At 64.9% G+C, this 21,294-nt stretch carries 19 protein-coding genes, 1 pseudogene and 1 riboswitch; of the genes and pseudogenes, 11 read left to right on the top strand and 9 right to left on the bottom strand.

Going from position 1 to position 21,294, the window contains the following annotated elements:
* The first annotated feature begins 104 nt into the window (after positions 1–104).
* Together AC1ME3_RS06080 and AC1ME3_RS06075 are read left to right on the top strand one after the other, a co-directional pair.
* Positions 105–1,076, top strand: coding sequence for a hypothetical protein (locus AC1ME3_RS06080; RefSeq protein WP_480955262.1), 972 nt, complete (start codon positions 105–107; stop codon positions 1,074–1,076).
* A gap of 94 nt (positions 1,077–1,170) precedes the next feature.
* Positions 1,171–2,244, top strand: a complete 1,074-nt coding sequence (locus AC1ME3_RS06075; RefSeq protein ID WP_480955261.1) for a type I restriction endonuclease — start codon at positions 1,171–1,173, stop codon at positions 2,242–2,244.
* A gap of 449 nt (positions 2,245–2,693) precedes the next feature.
* Here AC1ME3_RS06075 and AC1ME3_RS06070 read toward each other — a convergent pair whose 3' ends face one another.
* Positions 2,694–4,523: an ABCB family ABC transporter ATP-binding protein/permease gene (locus tag AC1ME3_RS06070; RefSeq protein WP_480955260.1), complete on the bottom strand. Its 1,830-nt coding sequence runs from the start codon at positions 4,521–4,523 to the stop codon at positions 2,694–2,696.
* Here AC1ME3_RS06070 and AC1ME3_RS06065 point away from each other — a divergent pair.
* Positions 4,522–4,875, top strand: a complete 354-nt coding sequence (locus AC1ME3_RS06065) for a hypothetical protein (RefSeq protein WP_480955259.1) — start codon at positions 4,522–4,524, stop codon at positions 4,873–4,875. The genes AC1ME3_RS06070 and AC1ME3_RS06065 overlap by 2 nt on opposite strands.
* Before the next feature lie 124 nt (positions 4,876–4,999).
* Here AC1ME3_RS06065 and AC1ME3_RS06060 read toward each other — a convergent pair whose 3' ends face one another.
* From AC1ME3_RS06060 to crtY, 5 genes are all read right to left on the bottom strand, one after another.
* On the bottom strand, positions 5,000–5,950 hold the full coding sequence (locus tag AC1ME3_RS06060; RefSeq protein ID WP_480955772.1) for a phytoene/squalene synthase family protein: 951 nt from the start codon (positions 5,948–5,950) through the stop codon (positions 5,000–5,002).
* Between the two features lie 184 nt (positions 5,951–6,134).
* On the bottom strand, positions 6,135–6,716 hold the full coding sequence (locus tag AC1ME3_RS06055; RefSeq protein ID WP_480955258.1) for an LOG family protein: 582 nt from the start codon (positions 6,714–6,716) through the stop codon (positions 6,135–6,137).
* Positions 6,717–6,810: 94 nt separating this feature from the next.
* Positions 6,811–7,083 carry a hypothetical protein gene (locus AC1ME3_RS06050; RefSeq protein WP_480955257.1) on the bottom strand — a complete coding sequence of 91 codons (273 nt, stop codon included), beginning with the start codon at positions 7,081–7,083 and terminating at the stop codon, positions 6,811–6,813.
* Positions 7,084–7,268: 185 nt separating this feature from the next.
* On the bottom strand, positions 7,269–8,744 hold the full coding sequence (locus AC1ME3_RS06045) for a phytoene desaturase (RefSeq protein WP_480955256.1): 1,476 nt from the start codon (positions 8,742–8,744) through the stop codon (positions 7,269–7,271).
* On the bottom strand, positions 8,741–9,907 hold the full coding sequence (gene crtY, locus AC1ME3_RS06040; RefSeq protein WP_480955255.1) for a lycopene beta-cyclase CrtY: 1,167 nt from the start codon (positions 9,905–9,907) through the stop codon (positions 8,741–8,743). Before crtY ends, AC1ME3_RS06045 begins: the two co-directional genes overlap by 4 nt.
* 499 nt (positions 9,908–10,406) lie before the next feature.
* On the opposite strand from crtY, the gene AC1ME3_RS06035 reads away from it, so the two are divergent.
* Entirely contained in the window at positions 10,407–10,934 is a 528-nt protein-coding gene (locus AC1ME3_RS06035; protein WP_480955254.1) for a GNAT family N-acetyltransferase, read from the top strand.
* 9 nt (positions 10,935–10,943) lie between these two features.
* Here the strand turns inward: AC1ME3_RS06035 and AC1ME3_RS06030 are convergent, their stop codons facing one another.
* From AC1ME3_RS06030 to AC1ME3_RS06020, 3 genes are all read right to left on the bottom strand, one after another.
* A complete protein-coding gene (locus AC1ME3_RS06030) occupies positions 10,944–11,144 on the bottom strand; it encodes a hypothetical protein (RefSeq protein WP_480955253.1) in 201 nt (66 codons plus the stop codon).
* 118 nt (positions 11,145–11,262) lie between these two features.
* Positions 11,263–13,224, bottom strand: a complete 1,962-nt coding sequence (locus tag AC1ME3_RS06025) for a glycoside hydrolase family 127 protein (protein WP_480955252.1) — start codon at positions 13,222–13,224, stop codon at positions 11,263–11,265.
* A gap of 72 nt (positions 13,225–13,296) precedes the next feature.
* Positions 13,297–13,638, bottom strand: a complete 342-nt coding sequence (locus tag AC1ME3_RS06020) for a hypothetical protein (protein ID WP_480955251.1) — start codon at positions 13,636–13,638, stop codon at positions 13,297–13,299.
* Positions 13,639–13,723: 85 nt separating this feature from the next.
* Between AC1ME3_RS06020 and AC1ME3_RS06015 the strand changes: the two are divergent.
* The 7 genes and pseudogenes from AC1ME3_RS06015 to thiC form a co-directional block, all read left to right on the top strand.
* Positions 13,724–14,007 (top strand): annotated as a pseudogene (locus AC1ME3_RS06015) (sterol desaturase family protein); the annotation flags it as partial.
* Between the two features lies 1 nt (position 14,008).
* Positions 14,009–14,443, top strand: a complete 435-nt coding sequence (locus tag AC1ME3_RS06010; protein ID WP_480955250.1) for a DUF2141 domain-containing protein — start codon at positions 14,009–14,011, stop codon at positions 14,441–14,443.
* Between the two features lie 90 nt (positions 14,444–14,533).
* Positions 14,534–15,376: a MipA/OmpV family protein gene (locus AC1ME3_RS06005; RefSeq protein ID WP_480955249.1), complete on the top strand. Its 843-nt coding sequence runs from the start codon at positions 14,534–14,536 to the stop codon at positions 15,374–15,376.
* A gap of 391 nt (positions 15,377–15,767) precedes the next feature.
* Positions 15,768–16,760 carry a ferritin-like domain-containing protein gene (locus tag AC1ME3_RS06000; RefSeq protein WP_480955248.1) on the top strand — a complete coding sequence of 331 codons (993 nt, stop codon included), beginning with the start codon at positions 15,768–15,770 and terminating at the stop codon, positions 16,758–16,760.
* A 49-nt stretch (positions 16,761–16,809) separates the two neighbouring features.
* Positions 16,810–17,859: a ferritin-like domain-containing protein gene (locus AC1ME3_RS05995; protein WP_333961058.1), complete on the top strand. Its 1,050-nt coding sequence runs from the start codon at positions 16,810–16,812 to the stop codon at positions 17,857–17,859.
* 76 nt (positions 17,860–17,935) lie between these two features.
* On the top strand, positions 17,936–18,814 hold the full coding sequence (locus AC1ME3_RS05990) for an outer membrane protein (RefSeq protein ID WP_480955247.1): 879 nt from the start codon (positions 17,936–17,938) through the stop codon (positions 18,812–18,814).
* 416 nt (positions 18,815–19,230) lie between these two features.
* Positions 19,231–19,319, top strand: a riboswitch (TPP riboswitch).
* A gap of 54 nt (positions 19,320–19,373) precedes the next feature.
* Positions 19,374–21,293, top strand: a complete 1,920-nt coding sequence (thiC, locus tag AC1ME3_RS05985) for a phosphomethylpyrimidine synthase ThiC (RefSeq protein WP_480955246.1) — start codon at positions 19,374–19,376, stop codon at positions 21,291–21,293.
* Position 21,294 lies beyond the last annotated feature (1 nt).

Below are 21,294 nucleotides of genomic sequence, written 5' to 3'. Positions count from 1 at the left end.
AGGGGCCAGCCTGCATTGGTTATCCAATCATTCCCGATCATAAATTCGTTGCGAATACGATATGACGCGGCAAGATCGCGGCGCCTGACGCCGGAGACCTCACGATGATCGCCAATATCCTGAAAACCAGCGTGGCGGCATCGGTGCTCGTGAGCAGCGTCGCGATAGCCGGCGACATGGCCCCGGCCATCCGCGACGTACCGGTCGGCGGGATGATCGCCGCAACGATCGACGGTAAACCCGTCACGCTGCGCGTCGACCCCGCCGCGCCCGGCTTGGTCTTCGTCACGACCGCGGTTGCCGAGCGACTTGCCCTGAAAGGCGGCGCGTTGGGCCTCGGCTATTCGGTCGGCGGGCAAGGCGCGATGCAGGCGACGACGGTCCGCCCGATGACGTTCGGAACCAATGCGGTGAAGCGGCGGATCGGCTTTCCAAGCCGCAAGCACGAGACCAAGGGGAAGACTGCCGACTCGCGCTGGGTCGGGCGGCCCTATGCCGATGTCGGCGACGGCAGCATCGGCCCGGCGTCGCTACCCGAACCCGTCGTGCGCATCCTCCTGAACGCGCCGCGTGCCGGCGAGCGGACCGTCGCGTTGCCCATGGTCGACGGCGGCGGCCTGCTGGGCAAGCTTTCCGGGACCTTCGCGCAGATCACGATCGGCGGCCAGCCGATCCGGGTCCGCTTCGACCCCTATCATCCGCGCACGACCGTCACCGCCAACGCCGCCACGCTGATCGCGCAGGCGCAGCGCGGCACGCTGGCCGGCATCACCGCGCCGGTCGAGATCGCCTTCGGTATCGCCCGACCCGTCCGCACGATGACGCTCGCCACCCCGCTCCTCGTCGGCCCGCTCGCGCTATCGTCGCTCGGCGTCCGCACCACCGACGTCGGCAACGCCACCGCGATCCCCGACGCCGACGCGCCACCACCCGACCCCGACGAGATCGTCGTCATCGCCAAGGGCAAGCGCGACGCCAACCGCGATCGCCTGACGATCGGCGCCGATCTGCTCGACCGCTGCTCATCGATCGTCTTCGACAAACCCGCCAAGCAAATCCGCCTCACCTGCGGGTAGACTCGGTCGATATCCGGCCAGTCTGTTGCGGCCCCATCATGGACCGCGACCCTCCGTGCCTCCATCCTCCCCCGTTCAATCCGGGGGGACGCGCATGGAACTGAGCATCAGGCTGGCCGAGTTGCAGAAACGCACGATCGAACACCGCGAGGTGCTGCTGACCGAAGAGGCGGCGAAGACCGCGCTCGTCATGCCGTTCCTCCAGTCGCTCGGCTACGACGTCTTCAACCCGTCCGAGGTCGTTCCCGAATTCACCGCCGACGTCGGCACCAAGAAGGGCGAGAAGGTCGACTACGCGATCTGCGCGGGCGGGAAAGTGTCGATCCTGATCGAGTGCAAGCCGTCCTCGGTCCAGCTCAACGTCAACCACGCCGGGCAATTGTTCCGCTATTTCAGCGTCACCGACGCGCGGCTCGCGGTGCTGACCAACGGCGTCGTCTACCAATTCTATTCGGACATCGAGCGCCCGAACAAGATGGACGACAAGCCGTTCTTCACCTTCACGATGGACGCGATCAAGCCCGGCGATATCCGCACGCTCGAGAAATTCACCAAGGCCGCGTTCGACATCGACAAGATCGTTCAGGAGGCCGGCAACCTCAAGACGCAGTCGCTGATCCGCCTCGAACTGGAGAAGGAGTTCGCCGAGCCCTCCGACGAGTTCGTCCGGATGATGGCGCAACGCGTCCATGGCGGGCGCCTGACGCCCGCGATCAAGGACGGCTTCGCCAAGCTGCTCGCCCCCGCAATCGCCGCGCTGATCCGCGATTTCGTCAACGAACGCCTGTCGTCCGCACTGAAGGCGTCGAGCCCGGTCGAGGACCTGCCGCCGGGCGCGTCCGACGACCCCTCCGACGGCGACGGCATCGTCACCACGCAGGAGGAGATTTCCGGCTTCCACATCATCCAGGCGATCGCCTCGCGCCTGGTCGACCCGAAGCGCGTGATCGTCCGCGATGCGAAGTCGTATTGTGCCATTCTGCTGGACGACAATAACCGCAAGACCGTCGCGAGGATGCACTTCAACGGCATCACGACCAAGTATCTCGGCATGTTCGCCGGCAAGGACGAAACGCGGCACCTGCTGTCCGACCTGACCCACATCTACCAATATTCGGAAGCGATCGAGGCGAGGTTGCGCGAATTGGATCCCTCGATCCAGGCGTAGGTCGACACAGACGAAGCAACGCCTCCCTTCTGTTCCCTTGCGAACGCGGGGGCCCAGGACCAAGCAGCGCTACCGCCCGTGATTCCTGGCCCCCCGCGTTCGCGAGAGAACAGGAGGGGCAGCGCGTGCCGCGAGGGTCCGCTCCCGTGCTCACTCCGACATCTAACCATTAACCACCCCGGCGAAGGCCGGGGCCCAGTTGGAAAGGTCACAGTAACGAAGTGCAGCCGTCGTCAGCAACGTTTCCCAACTGGACCCCGGCCTCCGCCGGGGAGGGTTGGCAGAGTGAGCCTACTCTTCCGTCATGCCGGGCTCGTTCTGGCATCCACCCGTCCCAGAACTCGAAACGTGTGAGAGTGCGTGGAACAGTGGACCCCGGAACAGGTCCGGGGTGACGGAGAATTGTGTGGCGAGTGTTCGCCGTCACAACAACCGTCGCGAGCCACGCCTTACTCCGCCGCCAGCGCCCCATCATCATCCCCGGCGCGCTCCTGCGCCTGCCGGTTCCACATCTCCGCATACACGCCGCCCTGCCGCAGCAAATCCGCATGCGTCCCCTTCTCGACGATCCGCCCCGCCTCCAGCACGACGATCTGGTCCGCATGCACCACCGTGGATAGCCGATGCGCGATCACGATCGTCGTGCGCCCCCGCTCGATCGCCTCCAGCGTATCGAGGATCTCCGCCTCGGTCCGGCTGTCCAGCGCCGACGTCGCCTCGTCCAAAATCAAAATCGGCGGGTTCTTCAGCAGTGTCCGCGCGATCGCCACGCGCTGCTTCTCGCCCCCCGACAGCTTCAAGCCGCGCTCGCCGACCCGCGTCTCATACCCCAGCGGCTGACGCTCGATGAACCCGGCAATCGCAGCGCCCTTGGCCGCAACCTCGACCTCGGGCATCTCCGCCCCCTCACGGCCATAGGCGATATTATACCCGATCGTGTCGTTGAACAGCACCGTATCCTGCGGCACGATCCCGATCGCAGCGCGCAACGACGCCTGCCGCACCTGCGCGATATCCTGCCCGTCCACGGTAATCCGCCCGCCCGTCAGGTCATAAAACCGGTACAGCAACCGCGCGAGCGTCGATTTCCCCGCCCCCGACGGCCCAACGACAGCCAAAGTGGACCCGGCCGGCACGTCCAGATCCAGATCGCGCAGGATCGGCCGCCCCGCGTCGTACCCGAACGACACCCCCTCGAACCGCACATGCCCCGCGCTCACCGCCAGCGCAGGCGCACCCGGCGCATCGACGACCGTGGCCGGCGTATCGATCAGGTCGAACATCGCCGCCATGTCGAGCGCGCCCTGCCGGATCGTGCGATACACCATCCCCAGCAGATCCAGCGGCCGGAAAAGCTGCGCCAGCAGCGTCGACACGAACACCACGTCGCCAGCAGACGCCTCGCCCCGGCTCCACCGCCACACGACGAACCCCATGCCGCCCGCCAGCATCACATTGGTGATCAGCGCCTGGCCAAGGTTCAACCACGCGAGCGAATTCTCGCTCTTCACCGCAGCCTCGGAATACGCCGTAATCGCGCTGTCGTAACGCCGGGCCTCGCGCTCCTCCGCGCCGAAATACTTCACCGTCTCGAAGTTCAGCAGCGAATCCACCGCATGCGCGACCGCCCCCGTATCGAGGTCGTTCATCCGCGCACGCAGCGCATTGCGCCAGTCGGTCACCATCCGCGTGAAGAGGATGTAGCCGACCACCATCACGACGGTCGCGACGACCAGCGGCCAGCCGAACTTGGTCCAGAACAGCCCGAGCACCAGCACCAGTTCGAACACGGTCGGCGCGATGTTGAACAGCAGGAAATACAGCATCGTGTCGATGCTCTTGGTGCCGCGCTCGACCACCTTGGTGACCGCACCCGTCCGCCGCGACAGATGGAAATCGAGGCTCAGCGCATGGAGATGGCGAAACACCTGCGCCGCCAGCCGCCGCGACGCGTCCTGCCCGACGCGCTCGAACACCGCGTTGCGCAGATTGTCGAACAGCGTTGTCCCGAACCGCGACGCCGCGTACCCGACCACAAGCAGCACGACGAGCGTCAGCGCCCCGCGATCGTTCCCCGCCATCCTGTCGACCGCGTATTTCAACGTGAACGCCGCGCCGAAAACCTGGATCAGCTTCGACGCGATCACGAGCAGCATCGCGACGACGATCCGCGCCTTCAGCTTGGGCTGCCCCGCCGGCCACAGGAACGGCAGGAAGCGGCGAAGCGTCGGCAGCAAGGGCTGGTCCGCGCGGGTGGAGGTGTAATTGTCAGGTGGCATGGATCGAAGCGATGTAGGCGCAGTCAAGCCCCGGCGAAAGCAGTTGGGGGAACAATCCTGCCACTTCGTCGCTTTTGTTATCGTGTCCGATGTCGGCCACCGCGATCCACTGGAGAATGAAATGGAACCGCTGTTCTACGTCATGGCCATCATGGGCTGCGGTGACGGCAATGTGAACTGCACCGAGGCACGGGTAATCCCGGCGCGCTACGAGACGATGGCGCAGTGCCGCGCGGCGCTGCCCGATCAGCTCGCGCAGAACACCGATGTTCCCTATCCGATGATCGGCGCCAATTGCCGCGCGAACGGTAACTTCATGGCCAAGGCCGGCAAGGCCAAGTCGCAGGGCTGACATTTATCGGTTATGAGTTGCGCGGGCACCATAAATCCCCCGTTCGTGCTGAGCGAAGTCGAAGCACCTGAGTCACATGCCCTTCGACTTCGCTCAGGACGAACGGGGTCGAGTGGGCAGGTAATCAAGCCCTAGGCCGCGTCCACAACCGCACATCCCGCACCGTTCGTGGATACAGCGTATCCCGCCGGGCCGCCTCACGCGCCGCAGTCACGATAAAACCCAGCTTCTGCATCCCCGACGTCGTCACCCGGTGGTCCCAAGCATGCTCCCCCCGTGCCGCCACAGTCCGCCCAATCGCGCCATAGATCCCCGCCGCCGACAACACCGCCCAAGCCGACCGGAATGACAGCGCCGGCGTTCCCTCCCGCGCACTCGCTTCGAACGCCGCAGCGCGATCCGCCATCCGCTTCGTCAACACCGCGAGGCGCGAGCGAAACGGCGGCTTCATGTGCTGACCCGGCGGAAAATCCATCTCGACCAGCCACTCCTCGGGCAGATAGCATCGTCCGACCCGGTCATCCTCTTCGACATCGCGCGCGATATTGGCGAGCTGGAACGCCATTCCCAGATCGCACGCGCGATCGAGCGTATCCTCGTCGTCAGGATCAACGCCCATCGCGATCGCCATCATGCACCCGACCACGCCCGCGACATGATAGCAATATTTGTAGAGGTCGTTCTCCGACCGCGGTCGCCACTCGCGCGCATCCAGTGCAAAGCCCTCGACCAGATCGCGCGCGAACCGCTTCGGCAGGCGAGTCTCGGTCGCAAAGATCCGCAACGCGTCGAACGCCGGCTCGCCGACCACTTCCCCCGCCAGCGCCTGCTCGGTCATCGCCGACAGCGCCACCAACCGGGCCGGCGCATCCTCGACCACGGTCATCCCGTGCCCATGATCCTGCCCATCGGCGATATCGTCACACCGCCGGCACCACGCATACAGCAACCAAGCCCGCTCGCGCGTAGGCTTGTCGAACAACAGGCTGGCAGCGGCAAAGCTCTTCGACCCACGCGAGATCGACTCATGCGCGGTCGCGACGATCGCCTCGCGCGAGGGAAGGGGGTGGGTCACTTCGTAACCCAGCACGTCACCACCTTTTCAGCCTCCACCCCGGCGAAGGCCGGGGCCCAGTTGAGGGGCATCAGTTGGCTGGCGCTGCGCGTCGTTACTGCAACCTTTCCAACTGGGCCCCGGCCTTCGCCGGGGTGGCGGCGAACATTGGGATGGCGGCAGGTGCTGGAGTGAGCCGTCAACCTCACAAATCCGACGCGTTCATCCGCACGATCGGCTGCGTCGGCACGTGGCTCGCCATCCGGTCGAGCAGCACCTCCAGCGTATCCGCCACGATCAACAGATCCCGGTGTTGCGGCCGCAAGAACCCAACCTCGCCCATCTTCTCCCAGAACGCGATCAGGTGATCGTAATAGCCCGCGGTATTCAGCAATCCGACCGGATCCGCATGATACCCAAGCTGCGCCCAGCTCAGCGCTTCCCACAGCTCGTCCATAGTCCCTGTCCCACCCGGAATCGTCACGAACCCGTCGGAGAGATCGGTGAACATCTGCTTGCGCTGATGCATGCCGCTGACGACGTGCAACTCGGTAAGCCCCCGATGCGCCACCTCGGCATCGACTAGTGCCTGGGGAATAACCCCGATAACCTCGCCGCCGCCCTCGAGCGCGCCATCCGCAATCGCGCCCATCAGCCCAAGCCGCCCGCCGCCATAAACGAGGCCAATCCCCCGTTCGGCAAACGCCAGCCCCAGCGCCCGAGCGCCCTCGATAAAAACAGGATTAGCCGGCGTCGCCGACCCGCAATACACAGCAAGACGTTTCATATGCCCGCGTTAGGGGATGTCATACCCGGTCACAAGCAGGGTATCCGGCCCGATTATGCGGGTGCCGCCGCAATGGCGGCACCCGTCGACTATCTCAGCACTTGCTCCGGCAAAAATCACCGGCCTTCTCGGCGGCGTAGTTGCAGACCGTGTTCGCGGGCCAAGGCAGGAGGCCACATGCGGCCTGGGCAGCCTGCTGAGCGATGCTGCAGGCCGTCGTGCACGCGTTGCCGGCGTTTGCCTCCAGGGGCGTATCGCCGACATCAACCGTCTGTCCGTCGAAGTTCTTGCCGATGATGTCGCGGATCTGCTGCTGCTCGTCGCTGCTGATCCCGTTCCAGTCCACGCTCTTGACAGTAATGGCCATGATGCATCCCCTTTGTTGTTGACCGAAATCCGGTCGAGAGGGATGCTAGAACAACGATCGACGGCATCTACACTCGATGCAGTCATTACGGAGTTATTCGCCACTTCCGAGCAAGTATAGCCTAGCAGTCTACGACAACTGCACCGTTTTGGACTACTCTCTCGGACGATAGAGGCTTGGTACGCCTATTGCCCGCTGAGCATCAGTGCCGCTGTAGCCTTTGCACTTCCCACGACTCCTGGAATGCCGGCACCCGGATGCGTTCCAGCGCCCACGAAGTACATATTCGGAATATGCTCGTCGCGGTTATGCACCCGGAAATACGCGCTCTGCGTCAGCACCGGCTCCAGCGAGAACGCGCTACCCAGATGCGCATTCAGATCCTCCGCGAAATCCTTCGGCGCGTACGAGAATTTCGTCACGATCCGCTCGTGGATATCCGGGATCAACCGCCGCCCGATCTCGTCGAGGATGCGCTTCTCCAGGATCGGCGCGATCTCGTCCCAGTCGACCGGGAATTTCCCGAGATGCGGCACCGGCGCCAACGCGTAAAACGTCGAATGCCCCTCCGGCGCCAGCGAAGGATCGGTCACGGTCGGGTGATGCAGGTAGAGCGAAAAGTCCTCGCTCAGCACGCCGTGGTCGTAAATGTCCTCGAGCAGCCCCTTATAGCGCGGCCCGAACAGGATCATGTGGTGCGGGATGCCCGGCCACGTGCCCTTGATCCCGAAATGCACCACGAACAGCGACGGCGAATATTTCTTCCGCTCGAGCGACCCGGTCTTCCGCTTGGCACTGCGCGAGGTCGACAGCAGGTCGCGATAGGTGTGCATGATGTCGCTGTTCGCGGCGATCGCATCCGCCTGACCCGACCAGCCGCTCGCCGTCGTCACGCCCGTCGCGCGATCGCCCAGAGTCTCGATCGACGTCACCGGATCGTCGAGCCGCAGCACGCCGCCCAGCCGCTCGAACTGCGTCACCAGCGCCGCCACCAGCCGGTTGGTCCCGCCACGCGCGAACCACACCCCGCCATCACGCTCCAGCTTGTGGATCAGCGCATAGATCGCGCTCGTCGTCATCGGGTTGCCGCCGACCAGCAGCGTATGGAACGACAACGCCTCGCGCAGCTTCTCCGACTTCACGAAGCTCGACACGATCGAATAGACCGACCGCCACGCCTGGTATTTCGCCAGCGCTGGCGCCGCCTTGATCATCGACCCGAAGTCCAGAAACGCGACATGGCCGAGCTTCTCATAGCCCTCGTGAAACACCCCCGCCGAATATTGCAGGAACTTCTCGTACCCCGCCCAGTCGCCCGGATGCAGCTTCTCGATCTCGGCGCGCATCTGCACGTCGTCGTTGGTATAGTCGAAATTGGTCCCGTCGGGCCAGTTCAGGCGGTAGAACGGCAGCACCGGATCAAGCGTCACGTCCTCGCTCATGTCGCGCCCGGTCAGCGCCCACAGCTCGCGCAAACAATCCGGATCGGTGATGACGGTCGGCCCCGCATCGAACGTGAACCCGTCGCGTTCCCAGAAATACCCACGCCCACCCGGCTTGTCGCGGCTTTCGACGATCGTCGTCTGCACGCCCGCGGATTGCAGCCGGATCGCGAGCGCCAGCCCGCCGAAACCTGCGCCGATGACTATTGCGGTCTTCATGATGACATACTGCCTGCGATGGCGCGGACGGCGCGCACGATGGGGACGGGGGGCTTGCCGGTAAGAACGCGTGCCTTGTCGGAAAGCGTCGAGCGCCCGGCATAGAAACGGCCGATGAGCGAGGGGGAGAGGCGGTAGAAGCGCTCGAGGATGCGGTAGCGTTCCTCCGGTTCGGCGGCGCGAAACAACATCGTGTCGAGCATCCGGTAGAACCCGCGCGATTGCCACGTCGCCCGCGCCATCGAATGCGTCGCATCGTGGAGCTTCGCGCCCGAAAAATCGCCGAGGCTCGCCAGCATGGAAGCAGTCCGAACCGCGTCCGGCAGCGAGTACCCCGTAGTCGGATGAAACATCCCCGCGCGCATGCCGGCCTTGGCCACCCGAGCACCACCCGACCGCCAATACGCCTCGAAATCGCCCCCCATCGCGACCGGAAGCACGCCGGACTCCTCGCGAACGACGCTTTCGACCGACCAGCCACGCGCCGTGACATACTCGTCGATCCGCGCGCCCAGCACCGGAATATCGAGATTCGGCGTGTCGCTATAATAGGTGTCCTCGACGAACATCCGGTCAGCCGCGAACGGCAGACAATAGACGAAGCGATACCCGTCGATCTGCGGAATCGTCGCGTCCATCACCATCGGCCGCGGGCTTTCGTGCGACACGCTCAACGCCAACTCGCGTCCGAGAAACTTCTGCCACGCGAGATCGAGCAGCGACAGATCGCCCGCCCCCCGCGCGTCGATCACGCCGGTCGCCTCGATCCGGTCGCCATCGGCCAGCACCACCGCGGTCGCACTAGCCCCCGACACCTTCCGTCCAAGCATCAGCGCATCCGCAGGAAGCACGCGGCGAACCTCGCGATCAAGCCGCGTGCTCTCGATCGAATAATAGGTCGCGTCGATCGTCCGCTCATGCGCCGGGAAGCGCACGTCGTATCCGCGCCACGCATGCACCACGAGCGGCGCGACGATCCAGCGATCGCCTTGCGCCACGTCGCTCCCGAAAAACGACCAGAGATGATTGCCACCGACGACTGGCGCAGCGTCGATCAGCCGCACGTCCAACGCCGGATGCTTTGCTTTCAACGCCAGCGCGATCATCCCGCCGGCCAAACCCGCGCCAACGATCGCAACGTCGCAGGAGATCGTCGATGCCATGCCTCCGACTAGCGCAAAGCGGGGGACACGAAAACAACCTTTCCGAACCAATCGCCTGCGAAGACAACCTGCGTTGCCGGAGGTGGGGGAGGGGCAGGGGCTCACCTCAATCCTCCCCCGCTAGGGGGAGGTGGCTGGCCCTAGCCAGACGGAGGGGGAGGAAAGGGAAACCTCCGTTCCGCATCCTCCCCCTACGTCACCTCCGGCGACACCTCCCCCTGGCGGGGGAGGATCGAACGATCGAAAATCGCAACGTCTGAACCGTGCGAACCATACGAAGAGGAAAAGCCCAACCTGCTCCCCTCCCTGGAAGGGAGGGGCTGGGGGCGGGTCGGCTTCCGCAAGTTCGAACACGCGCGGCTAAGGGGGGACTGGCCTCCGCAAACCGGAACGCCAGCGGCTCAAGCGGGCCGACCCACCCCCGGCCCCTCCCTTCCAGGGAGGGGAGAGTGCGCGACGACGGATACCCTTCCACCGAGATACCTCTTAGACAGTACGAATGCCCACATCCGCCCCCACGCTAACCACAGCCCGGCTAACCCTAACCGCCCACACTGCCACCGACCTCGAAGACTGCGCCACAATGTGGACCGACCCGCGCGTCTACACGACCATCGGCGGCCAGCCCCGATCGCGCGAGGACGTCTGGATCCGCCTGCTCCGCTCGGTCGGCCAATGGACGCTGTTCGGCTACGGCAGCTGGATCGCCCGAGATACCGCCACAGGCCACCTGATAGGCGAACTCGGCCTCATCGAGGCGCGCAGAGCCATCGACCCCTCGATCGACGCAACGCCGGAAACAGGCTGGACCCTGACCGGCGACGCGCAAGGCAAAGGCTACGCTTCCGAAGCGCTCGCAGCGATCCTCGCCTGGACCGACGCGCGCATCCCCGCGACGACCTGCATCATAGACCCCGCCAACGCCCCCTCGATCCGCCTCGCGGAACGGCTAGGCTATCGCCTGCGCACCACGGGCACCTACCGAGACGCGCCGATCCTGATCTTCGACCGAGCCGCGGCGTCGTAAGCCCCGGCGCTATTTTTGCGCAGTAACCACCGGAGTCTGCACCGACGCGATCGGCATGGGATCGCCCGCCCGGTCGTAGAACGCCATCAACACCAGCCCCAGCGCCAATATACTTCCCGCGATCACATAGATCAGCCTCTTGTGATCCCTGCCGGAATTAGCGCTGGTATTCGTGCCGGTATCCCCGCGCGCGGCGTTTTGATGTGCCATGCATCTCTCTCCGTATTGGCAGGTCGTCCTGCTCTGGAGAGGGAGGCTATCAGGTTTCGCTGCACTGCATAGAGGCTATCGCAACCGCGTCGAACGCGTCGGGACTGCACCGCCCGACCTAAGCCAATCCCGGCGCGATCGGCCAGTATGTCGCATAGCGCTCATGCGCGACGCGGAAATACGGCACCATCCGCACCGGCTGCCGGTCCGCCGCGAGGATCGTGAACTCCAGCGGCCGCTCCCCCGCGCGCATCCCTTCCGCGATCGTATCTGGATCGCCCGCCAGCGTCGGCGGCGTGAACGGCGCGGCATTATACTCGCCATATTTGCGCTCGTTGACGATGATGTCCGATCCCGGCGCCAGCCCCTCGCGCCCGAAGCTCCCCGCCATCACCAGCGGCCCGTAAGTGAACGCGACGATATCCGGCGCGGCCGGCGACCGCTCGACCCCGGCGCGCATATCCAGCCGCAGTTCCACCGTATCGCCGTCGCGCCACCCCCGCGCCAATTCCAGATACCGCCCCGGACTGGTCGACCGCACCGCCTCGACTCCGTTCACCAGCACCACCGCAGTCCGGCTCCACCCCGGATGCCGCAGCTTCAGCGTCAGCTCGGCCGGTCGCTTCAACGTCCATCGCAGCGTCGTCGTCGCCGCATCGGGGAACGCCGTCACCTGCGTCAGCACCGCGTCCTTGTCCTTCCACCGCACGGCGGAGGGCACGAACAAATTCACGTACAGCGCGCGGTCGTCGTGGAAATAGATCGAGTCGCGGTATTTGACGTGGTTTTCCATCCCCGTGCCGGTGCAGCACCAGAACGAGTTCTCGGGCGTGTGATACAGCTTCATGTACCCCGGCCGCGCGCCCTGGAAGTACGTCGCCATGCCGCTGTCCGGGTCCTGCGACGCGAGGATCCCGTTATACAGCGTCCGCTCGTAATAATCGGCATAGCCCGCCTGCGGATCATGCAGGAACAGCGCCCGCGTCAGCTTGAGCATGTTGTGCTGGCAACACGTCTCCGATCCCTTCGCCGACAGGACGTGCTCGGCGAAATCCGCGACCGGAAAGAAATGCTCGTTGTCGCCGTGCCCGCCGGTCGCGAACGACCGCGTCAGCGCCACCGTCTTCCAGAAGAATTCGGACGCATCGCGGTATTCGGGCTTTCCCGTCACCTCCCAGACCCGCTGGAAGCCGATGATCTTCGGCACCTGCGTATTGGCATGCAGCCCGTCGAGATGGTCGCGGCTCTTCGCCAGCGGCGCGAGGATCGCCTTGTGCGAAAACCGCTCCGCCATCGTCCGATACTCGGCGGTCCCGGTCATCGTGTAGAGGTCGGCGAACACCTCGTTCATGCCGCCATGCTCGGTATCCAGCATGGTCTCGAACTGCGCATCGCTCAGCGGCCGGCTCGCGACCACCGCCCAGTCTGCCAGCCGCAGCAGCACCGCGCGCGCCGTGTCGCTGTCCGCCAGCAATGTCGCATCGCGCAGGCCCGCATACACCTTGTGCAGCGTGTACCACGGCACGCCGGTGATCGGATCGCCGCGCAGATGCGCCGCCACCAGCGCCGGCCCGTCCGGAAACGCACAGACCAGCCCGGTCCCCGACGCCGCCTGGCATGCCGCCAGTTCGCGCGCGATATGGTCGATCCGCGCCTTGAACCGCCGGTCGCCGGTCGATCGATAGGCCAGCGCGCACGCCGACAGATAATGGCCCAGCGTATGCCCGTGGCAGTTGATGTCCGCCCACAGCGGATCCGATTCCCAGCCGCCATAGACCGGTGCCTTCGGTGGCAGCCCGGCATTTACCCGGAAATTATGCAGCATCCGGTCGGGTTGCAGCGCGAGCAGATACGCCTCGGTCTTGCGCTGCGCATGCAGGAACGGCCCCTCGCCGAGCGTGACGTCGGCCAGGTCGAACGCCTGCAATTTCGCGGTCGGCACCGTTGTCGGCACCGCTCCTTCCGGCACGAACGCAAACGCCTGAGGACCGATCGACAGGGAGCCCACGGTCAAAGCACCGGTCGCGACACCCGTCAGGAATTTCCGGCGGGATTGGCCCCCGCGGCACAACTCGACCATAACGACACCCTCTTATGCTCTCATTGTTTGTCTGAGTAGCAGGCGTGTCGTGCAGGCGAAAGAGGCAGAGGGTCAGGGTACCCGGTGCACGCAGACATAGCCGGCGAACCGGGGCACGAGCCGGGTCGACTGCATCGCGCCCATCGTCGCCGAGGTCTGGCACGCCAGCCCGTCGCGGTGGGCGCAACGCCGGTCCGCGGTATTGACGGCAGCCAGCCGCGCGCGGTCCAGCCGCGACAGGCTCCGCTCGAACCCGTCCTGGAGATAATCGAGGTCGCCGGGGGTAATCGTCCGTACATGGCGTGCCGGGCACAGCCTGTCGGTACGCCGCCCCAGCGCCTCGAACCCTGCACGGGTCGCGGGGGGCATACCGGAATACCCCGTTACGGTCAGGATCAACGCGAGCAGAACCATCGACGACTCCATCATGCTGTAATCGCCCGAGACTATCACGCGCCTGCGACGATGTCTCGCGGCCCCCCCTGGTCGAGGCGCTCCGATCACCGGCGCTGTGGTAATTCCGCTACGGGTGCGGTTGATTCCGATCAACATCGGCGCGCCGGGTCTGGTACTGACGATCACGACGGCTATGGGGTAACCATCGCATGAGGTGGGGAGGTTTTCCCCCGGTTCATGTGGCGGGGCGCATGGGGCGGCTGGCTGATCACGGCGAGCCATCATCGGCGACATCACGAACGACACGGGTGCAACTATGGCCTCTATTTCCGCTTTTGGGATCGGCTCTGCGGCACCGACAAGCAACGCGGCGATCTTGCCGGCGCGCATGCGAAAGCGGCTGCTCGTCATGGCGGCAGCAACGACGTGGGCGATGCTGTCGGCGGCGGCGCCCGTCACGCGGCTCGACGTCCAGGTCGACAATCTCCGCTCGTCGAAGGGGATGATCCGGATCTGCCTCACCGCCGACCCCGACAATTTCCCCGCCTGCGTCGACGATGCCAAGGCACTGACGCGCACGCTGCCCGCCAGTGTCCACGCCACCAGCTTTTCGGGCCTGCCCCAGCGCGGCTATGCGCTCGCGATCATCCATGACGAGAACAGCAACGCGAAGCTCGACACGATCGCGGGCATCCCGCGCGAAGGCTATGGGTTCTCGCGCAATGCCGCCGTCCGCTTCGGTCCGCCGCGTTTCGATGCCGCCCGGTTCATGCTTGCCGGTGATGCCGAAATGCAACAGGTAAAAATGCGTTACATCTTCTGACCGATCGCAGCGGACCGAAAACGGTTTTACCGCGTTGCGACGTGGAACCTTTTTCTCCGGAGCATTTCCTTGCGCGCATTCACCCTTCTCATGTCTGCCGCAATTGCGGTGCTGGCAACCGCCACCCCGGTGCTCGCCCAGACCGATCCGAACCCGTCGCCGACGATCACGGACCCGCGCGACAACAACCGTATCACCATAGCGGTCGGTGCGGTGTCGATGCCCGATTACGAGGGTGCGGACAGCAATTCCTTCACCCCCGCCGGCGCGATCGTCGGCACGGTGCGCGGGCATGACTTCTTCCTTCGCGGCACACAGCTCTATTTCAACCTGATCCCGAACACGGGCGAGGTCGGCATCAACTACGAAGTGGGCGTCATCGGTGGCATCCGCCGCGATCGCACCGGCGACATCGACAACCGCCAGGTCCGCGCACTCGGCAAGATCGATACCGCGTATGAGCTCGGCGGCTATGTCGGCATCGGCAAGACCGGCGTCATCACCAGTGACTACGACACGATCACCGCGCGCGTCGCGTACGTCCACGACGTTTCGGGCACCTATGACAGCTACGTTATCACGCCTCAGGTGAACTACACCACGCCGCTGTCGGTCCGCACGCTCGTCTCGCTCGGCGTGTCGGCGGATTATGCCGGCAAGGGCTTCGGCCGCACCTATGCCGCGGTGACGCCGATCGGCTCGCTGAACAGCGGCTTGCGCACCTACGACATCAACGACAGCGGCTTCCGTCGTGCGAACGCCTCGCTGTTCGTCGTGCAGAGCCTTTCGGGCGATCTGCGCCACGGCTTCGGCGTCGGCGCCGGCGTCCTCTACGGTCGCATGCTCGGCAAGTATAAGAACACGCCGATCGTCGCCGACGTCGGTGATGCGGACCAGTGGCTCTACGCCCTCGGCCTGACCTACACGTTCTAAGCTATCGATTTCGGCGGATCCGGCTCGGCCCGATCCGCCGAACGCGCTACCTTTTCTCTGTCTCCGGTAGGGAGAGAAAAGAGGGCCTGCCGGGCGTTTTCCCGGAGGACCAAGAAAAGGTGAAGCCGGCATCCAGCCGCCACCAAAACCCCAATCATCGCAAGCAGGTAAGCCTCTCTGCCGGGTCGTGAAATTTATTTCATCGCACCCCCTTGAACCGTGCATCCATTCTTCATCCGCGTACGTTCCTCGCCACGGACGGCTTTTTTTATGTCCGTAATTGAGCGCGTTACGAGCGGGATTCGAGCAATCGACCTGATCGGGGCATGCCCCGTTGCGCGACTGCCGCAGAGCATTTCGACGTCCGCAACAGCAAGGGGAGGACCCTGATATGACCGAGAGCGTGCACCTGATCGAAGCCCTCGATGCGCGAGTGGAACGCCGCAGCGAGCGACGTGAATTCTTCAAGACCGCGCTGGGCGCCGCTGCGATGACCGCAGCCGGTGCGACCGCGCTGTCCTTCTCCACGTCGGCGTCGGCACAGACGATCACCGATGCGGACGTCCTGAACTTCGCACTCAACCTCGAATATCTCGAGGCGCAGTTCTATTCCTACGCCGCCTACAACACCGGCCTCGACAACAGCCTGCTCAGCGGGACCGGCACGCAGGGTGCGGTTCGCGGTGGCCGTCAGGTCAACTTCACCGACCCAATCGTTCGCCAGTACGCACGCGAGATCGCGCAGGACGAGATCGCTCACGTCAAGTTCCTCCGCACCGCACTCGGCTCCGCCGCCGTCGCGCAACCGGTGATCGACGTAAGCGTCTCGCCGACCAGCGCGTTCTCGCTCGCGGCACAGGCTGCTGGCCTCGTCCCCGCCGGTACCGCGTTCGATCCGTACGCTTCGGACGAAGCGTTCCTGCTCGGTGCGTTCATCTTCGAAGACGTCGGCGTGACCGCATACAAGGGCGCTGCCCCGCTGCTCACCAGCAAGGCCTATCTCGAAGCCGCCGCCGGCCTGCTCGCGGTCGAGGCGTATCACGCCGCGATCGTCCGCACGACGCTGTACGGCAAGGGCATCGCGACCCCGTCGCTGCGCCAGTCGGCCGATGCGATCTCGAATGCACGCGACAGCCTCGACGGTACGACCGATCTCGATCAGGGCATCTCGCCCATCTCGCAGACGCCGATCAACCTGAGCACGACGCAGGCCGCGGTCACCGCGTCGAACATCGTTCCGCTCGATGCGAACGGCGTCGCCTTCAGCCGCTCGGCCAGCCAGGTGCTCAACATCGTGTACCTCAACAAGGGTGCGGCGTCGGCAGGCGGGTTCTACCCGAACGGCATGAACGGCAACATCAAGACGAGCATCGCGGCAAGCTGATCGGTCATCCGATCACCCGCTCTTCTTCGATATTCAGGGGATTAACCCAATGACCGATCTCAATACCAAGCTGGAAATATTCGACGCGATCGCCAGCCGTCGCAACGAACGTCGTAACTTCCTGCGCTTCGCCGGCGGTTCCGCTCTCGCCATCGGCGGCGCCACGCTGCTCTCGGCATGCGGCAGCGACGATTCCGATCTCGCACCGACCCCGACGCCGGGACCGGCGCCGGTCGCGGCACTCAACGACGCCGACGTGCTCAACGTCGCACTGAACCTCGAATATCTCGAAGCGCAGTTCTACGCCTTCGCGGCATTCGGTGTCGGCCTCAACGCCAACATGCTGACCGGCATCGGTACGCAGGGTGCGGTCACCGGCGGCGCACAGGTGCCGTTCCAGGACACCGTCGTCCGTGAATACGCGCGCGAAATCGCGATCGACGAAGTCGCACACGTCGCCTTCCTGCGCTCGGCCCTCGGCAGCGCCGCCGTCGCCCAGCCTGCGATCGACATCTCGGTCGGCACGGCAGCCGCTCCGGGTGCGTTCACGGCGGCCGCACGTGCGGCTGGCGTCATCGGTGCGACGGGTGTGTTCAACCCCTATGCCGACGACAACAGCTTCCTGCTCGGCGCGTACATCTTCGAGGACGTCGGTGTGTCGGCCTACAAGGGCGCAGCACCGCTGATCGCCAACAAGACCTATCTCGAGGCGGCCGCCGGCATCCTCGCGGCGGAGGCGTATCACGCAGGCCTGATCCGCACGATCCTGTACCGCAAGGGTCTGCAGACTCCGAACCCGATCCCGTCGCTCATCACCGCCGCGAACCAGATCAGCGACGCACGCGACAGCCTCGACGGCACCGTCACCAACGCGACGACCGGTGTGATCGGCGACGACGACCAGGGCATCACCGGGTCGGATCCAACGATCTCGAACATCGTGCCCACCGACGCCAACGGCCTGGCCTACAGCCGCTCGGTCGCTCAGGTGCACAACATCGTCTACCTGACGCCTACTGCAAAGATCGGCGGCGGCTTCTTCCCCAACGGGACCAACAACCGCCTCGACTCGCTGCGGACCAGCGGCGCCAACGCGTGATCGCGACGATCGTCTAAAACATAAACCTGGGGTCGCGGCGCACGGGAGCACCGCGACCCTTGTTTGGGGAACGACCATGAAAAACCTAACGAAGCTCACCATGCTCGCCGGTCTCGCCACCGCGGGCATTTTTGCCGTTCCGGCTGCCGCGCAGGACATGACGACGGACAGCGACCGCAATCCGTTCTCGGGCGTCTATATCGGCGCGGCCGGCGGCTATGACGTCCAGCCCAATGATGTTGGCTCGTCGATCCTGTTCGACCGCAACAACGACGGCAATTTCAGCGACAGCGTCAACACCATCACCGGCGCCAACGCCTTCTCGCCGGGCTTCTGCAACGGCTCGGCCCGCACCGCCGTGCCGGCCTATGGTTGCCGCAACGACGATGACGGCTGGTCGTATTACGGCCGCGCAGGCTTCGACGTACAGCGCGGTCCGTTCGTGGTCGGCATCGTCGGCGAATTCGGCAAGTCCGAGATCACCGACAGCGTCGCCGCTTTCTCGACCACGCCCGCCAGCTACACGATGGCACGCAAGCTGAAGTGGGAAGGGTCGGCCCGCCTCCGCGCCGGCCTCGCCGCGCGCAACACGCTGTTCTACGCCACTGGCGGCGCCGGCTATGCCAAGATCGACAACCTGTTCTTCACCACCAACACCGCCAACGCGTTCGCAGCCACCGGTTCGGACAAGAAGTGGGGCTATGTCGGTGGCGGCGGCATCGAGCAGAAGCTGACCAAGAACATCTCGATCGGCATGGAATACACCTACCACCAGTACAAGGACGACGACGCCCGCGTCCTCGTCACCGCCGGCAGCGCGATCACCGGCAGCCCGATCCTGCTCGCGAACAACCCGTTCGTCCTCGCCCCCAACACCGCCGGCACGACCTTCCGCCGCAGCGACGACCAGTTCCGCTGGCACTCGCTGCGCGGCACCGTGAGCTTTAGGTTCTAAGGCTAAGGGCGGCTTGCGCCAAGCTGGTGCAGGACTCGCCCAAGCCCGGCCAGCGCAGCAAAGCACGCTACAAGGCGTAGCTTAGCTACGACTGACAGCGCGCGGAGTGACAGAAAAGGCCGCTGCCCCAAACCGGGCAGCGGCCTTTTCTTTACGTGCTCGATCCTCCCCCGCCAGGGGGAGGTGGCGCCGAAGGTGACGGAGGGGGAGGACACGCAACAGCGGTGATCCATTACCGCCCCCTCCGTCTGGCAAGTGCCAGCCACCTCCCCCTGGCGGGGGAGGATCGCAAGAGGCACCCCCCGTTCGCCCCGAGCGAAGTCGAAGGGCAGACCCTAAGCACAAACGCCTCGCCCCCGCTCAGGCCCCCCAAATTCGTCATTGCACCCCACCCCAACCCCCCTATGCTCACCGAACCCCGGGGGAGCGCTTATCCGCGCTTGAGAGGAAGGCAGGAGCCTTCGACCCGCTGAACCTGATCCGGTTGATACCGGCGGAGGGAGGGAGCGGTCGCCACAGAACCGTAAGCCTTTGCTCCGAGACCCGTAGGAGCAAGCGCATGGCCGATTTCGAAGCACGCACCCCCACAGCAGACATCGGCGTAACCACCGGCCCGATCCGAGGCTCGCGGAAAATCCACGTAGCGGTCCCGTCCAGACCCGACGCCCGCGTAGCCATGCGCGAGATTGTCCTAGACCCGAGCTGCTCCGAACCCCCGTTACGCGTCTACGACACCAGCGGCCCCTACACCGACCCCCGAGCGACAATCGACATCAACGCCGGCCTCCCCCAACTCCGCCGCGCCTGGATCGAAGCACGCGGCGACGTGGAATCCTACGAAGCCCGAGAACTCCGCCCCGAAGACAACGGCCAGCTAGGCCCGGACCGCTCCGGCGGCGTCCCCCAGTTCCCCGCCACCATCAAGCGCCCCCTCCGCGCCAAGCCCGGCCACAACGTCAGCCAGATGCACTACGCCCGCCGCGGCATCATTACCCCCGAAATGGAATACGTCGCCACCCGCGAAAACCTCGGCCGCGCCATGCTGAAAGACTATGTTCGAGACGGCGAATCCTTCGGCGCAAGCATCCCCGACTTCGTAACCCCCGAATTCGTCCGCGACGAGATCGCCCGCGGCCGCGCGATCATCCCCAACAACATCAACCACCCCGAATCCGAACCGATGGCGATCGGCCGCAACTTCCTCGTCAAGATCAACGCCAACATCGGCAACTCCGCGGTCGCCAGCAACGTCGCCGCCGAAGTCGACAAGCTCGTCTGGTCGATCCGCTGGGGCGCGGACACGGTGATGGACCTCAGCACCGGCCGCAACATCCACGACACCCGCGAATGGATTCTGCGCAACTCGCCCGTCCCGATCGGCACCGTCCCCATCTACCAGGCGCTCGAAAAGGTCGGCGGCGTCGCCGAGGACCTCACCTGGGAGATCTTCCGCGACACGCTCATCGAGCAGGCCGAGCAGGGCGTCGATTACTTCACGATCCACGCCGGCGTCCGTCTTGCCTACATCCCGATGACCGCGAAACGCGTCACCGGCATCGTCTCGCGCGGCGGCTCGATCATGGCGAAATGGTGCCTCAGCCACCACAAGGAGAGCTTCCTCTACGAGCGCTTCGACGAGATCACCGAGATCATGAAGGCGTACGACATCGCCTACAGCCTCGGCGACGGCCTGCGCCCCGGCAGCATCGCCGATGCCAACGACGAAGCGCAGTTCAGTGAACTCTACACGCTAGGCGAACTCACACACCGCGCGTGGAAGAGCGACGTCCAGGTCATGATCGAAGGCCCCGGCCACGTCCCGATGCACAAGATCAAGGAGAACATGGACAAGCAACTCGAAGTCTGCGGCGAAGCACCCTTCTACACGCTGGGGCCGCTCACCACCGACATAGCCCCCGGCTACGACCACATCACCAGCGGCATCGGCGCCGCGATGATCGGCTGGTACGGCACCGCGATGCTCTGCTACGTCACGCCGAAGGAGCACCTGGGCCTCCCCGACCGCGACGACGTGAAAGTGGGCGTAGTAACCTACAAACTAGCCGCCCACGCCGCCGACCTAGCGAAGGGCCACCCCGCCGCCCAGATGCGCGACGACGCCCTCAGCCGCGCCCGCTTCGAGTTCCGCTGGAGAGACCAGTTCAACCTCTCCCTCGACCCCGACACCGCCGAGCAATACCACGACCAGACGCTCCCCGCAGAAGGCGCCAAGACCGCCCACTTCTGCTCGATGTGCGGCCCAAAATTCTGCTCGATGAAGATCACGCAGGAAGTGCGAGACTTCGCGGCGAAGCAGAATGCGCCGGCGGATACGTTCCTGGCGGCCGACGTCGATCAAACCGACACCAACCGAGCGATCTTCGCCAAGAGCAGCCATGCCGATGCGGAAAAGGGCATGGCCGAAATGAGTGAAAGATTTCGAGAGAAGGGAAGCGAAATCTACTTACCGGCTGAGTGAT

It is taken from the genome of Sphingomonas sp. BL2 (assembly GCF_056680015.1).
This window is presented reverse-complemented; position numbering and strand designations above follow the sequence as displayed.

Bases quoted from the DNA above. Each gene is read 5' to 3' on its own strand.
- AC1ME3_RS05995 (WP_333961058.1), top strand. From the start codon at position 16,810: ATGACCGATCTCAATACCAAGCTGGAAATATTCGACGCGATCGCCAGC.
- crtY (WP_480955255.1), bottom strand. From the start codon at position 9,907: ATGGCATCGACGATCTCCTGCGACGTTGCGATCGTTGGCGCGGGTTTG.
- AC1ME3_RS06075 (WP_480955261.1), top strand. From the start codon at position 1,171: ATGGAACTGAGCATCAGGCTGGCCGAGTTGCAGAAACGCACGATCGAA.
- AC1ME3_RS06080 (WP_480955262.1), top strand. From the start codon at position 105: ATGATCGCCAATATCCTGAAAACCAGCGTGGCGGCATCGGTGCTCGTG.
- AC1ME3_RS06010 (WP_480955250.1), top strand. From the start codon at position 14,009: ATGCGAAAGCGGCTGCTCGTCATGGCGGCAGCAACGACGTGGGCGATG.
- AC1ME3_RS06045 (WP_480955256.1), bottom strand. From the start codon at position 8,744: ATGAAGACCGCAATAGTCATCGGCGCAGGTTTCGGCGGGCTGGCGCTC.
- thiC (WP_480955246.1), top strand. From the start codon at position 19,374: ATGGCCGATTTCGAAGCACGCACCCCCACAGCAGACATCGGCGTAACC.
- AC1ME3_RS06000 (WP_480955248.1), top strand. From the start codon at position 15,768: ATGACCGAGAGCGTGCACCTGATCGAAGCCCTCGATGCGCGAGTGGAA.
- AC1ME3_RS06065 (WP_480955259.1), top strand. From the start codon at position 4,522: ATGGATCGAAGCGATGTAGGCGCAGTCAAGCCCCGGCGAAAGCAGTTG.
- AC1ME3_RS06030 (WP_480955253.1), bottom strand. From the start codon at position 11,144: ATGGCACATCAAAACGCCGCGCGCGGGGATACCGGCACGAATACCAGC.
- AC1ME3_RS06005 (WP_480955249.1), top strand. From the start codon at position 14,534: ATGTCTGCCGCAATTGCGGTGCTGGCAACCGCCACCCCGGTGCTCGCC.
- AC1ME3_RS06035 (WP_480955254.1), top strand. From the start codon at position 10,407: ATGCCCACATCCGCCCCCACGCTAACCACAGCCCGGCTAACCCTAACC.
- AC1ME3_RS06070 (WP_480955260.1), bottom strand. From the start codon at position 4,523: ATGCCACCTGACAATTACACCTCCACCCGCGCGGACCAGCCCTTGCTG.
- AC1ME3_RS06020 (WP_480955251.1), bottom strand. From the start codon at position 13,638: ATGGTTCTGCTCGCGTTGATCCTGACCGTAACGGGGTATTCCGGTATG.
- AC1ME3_RS06025 (WP_480955252.1), bottom strand. From the start codon at position 13,224: ATGGTCGAGTTGTGCCGCGGGGGCCAATCCCGCCGGAAATTCCTGACG.
- AC1ME3_RS06055 (WP_480955258.1), bottom strand. From the start codon at position 6,716: ATGAAACGTCTTGCTGTGTATTGCGGGTCGGCGACGCCGGCTAATCCT.
- AC1ME3_RS05990 (WP_480955247.1), top strand. From the start codon at position 17,936: ATGAAAAACCTAACGAAGCTCACCATGCTCGCCGGTCTCGCCACCGCG.
- AC1ME3_RS06050 (WP_480955257.1), bottom strand. From the start codon at position 7,083: ATGGCCATTACTGTCAAGAGCGTGGACTGGAACGGGATCAGCAGCGAC.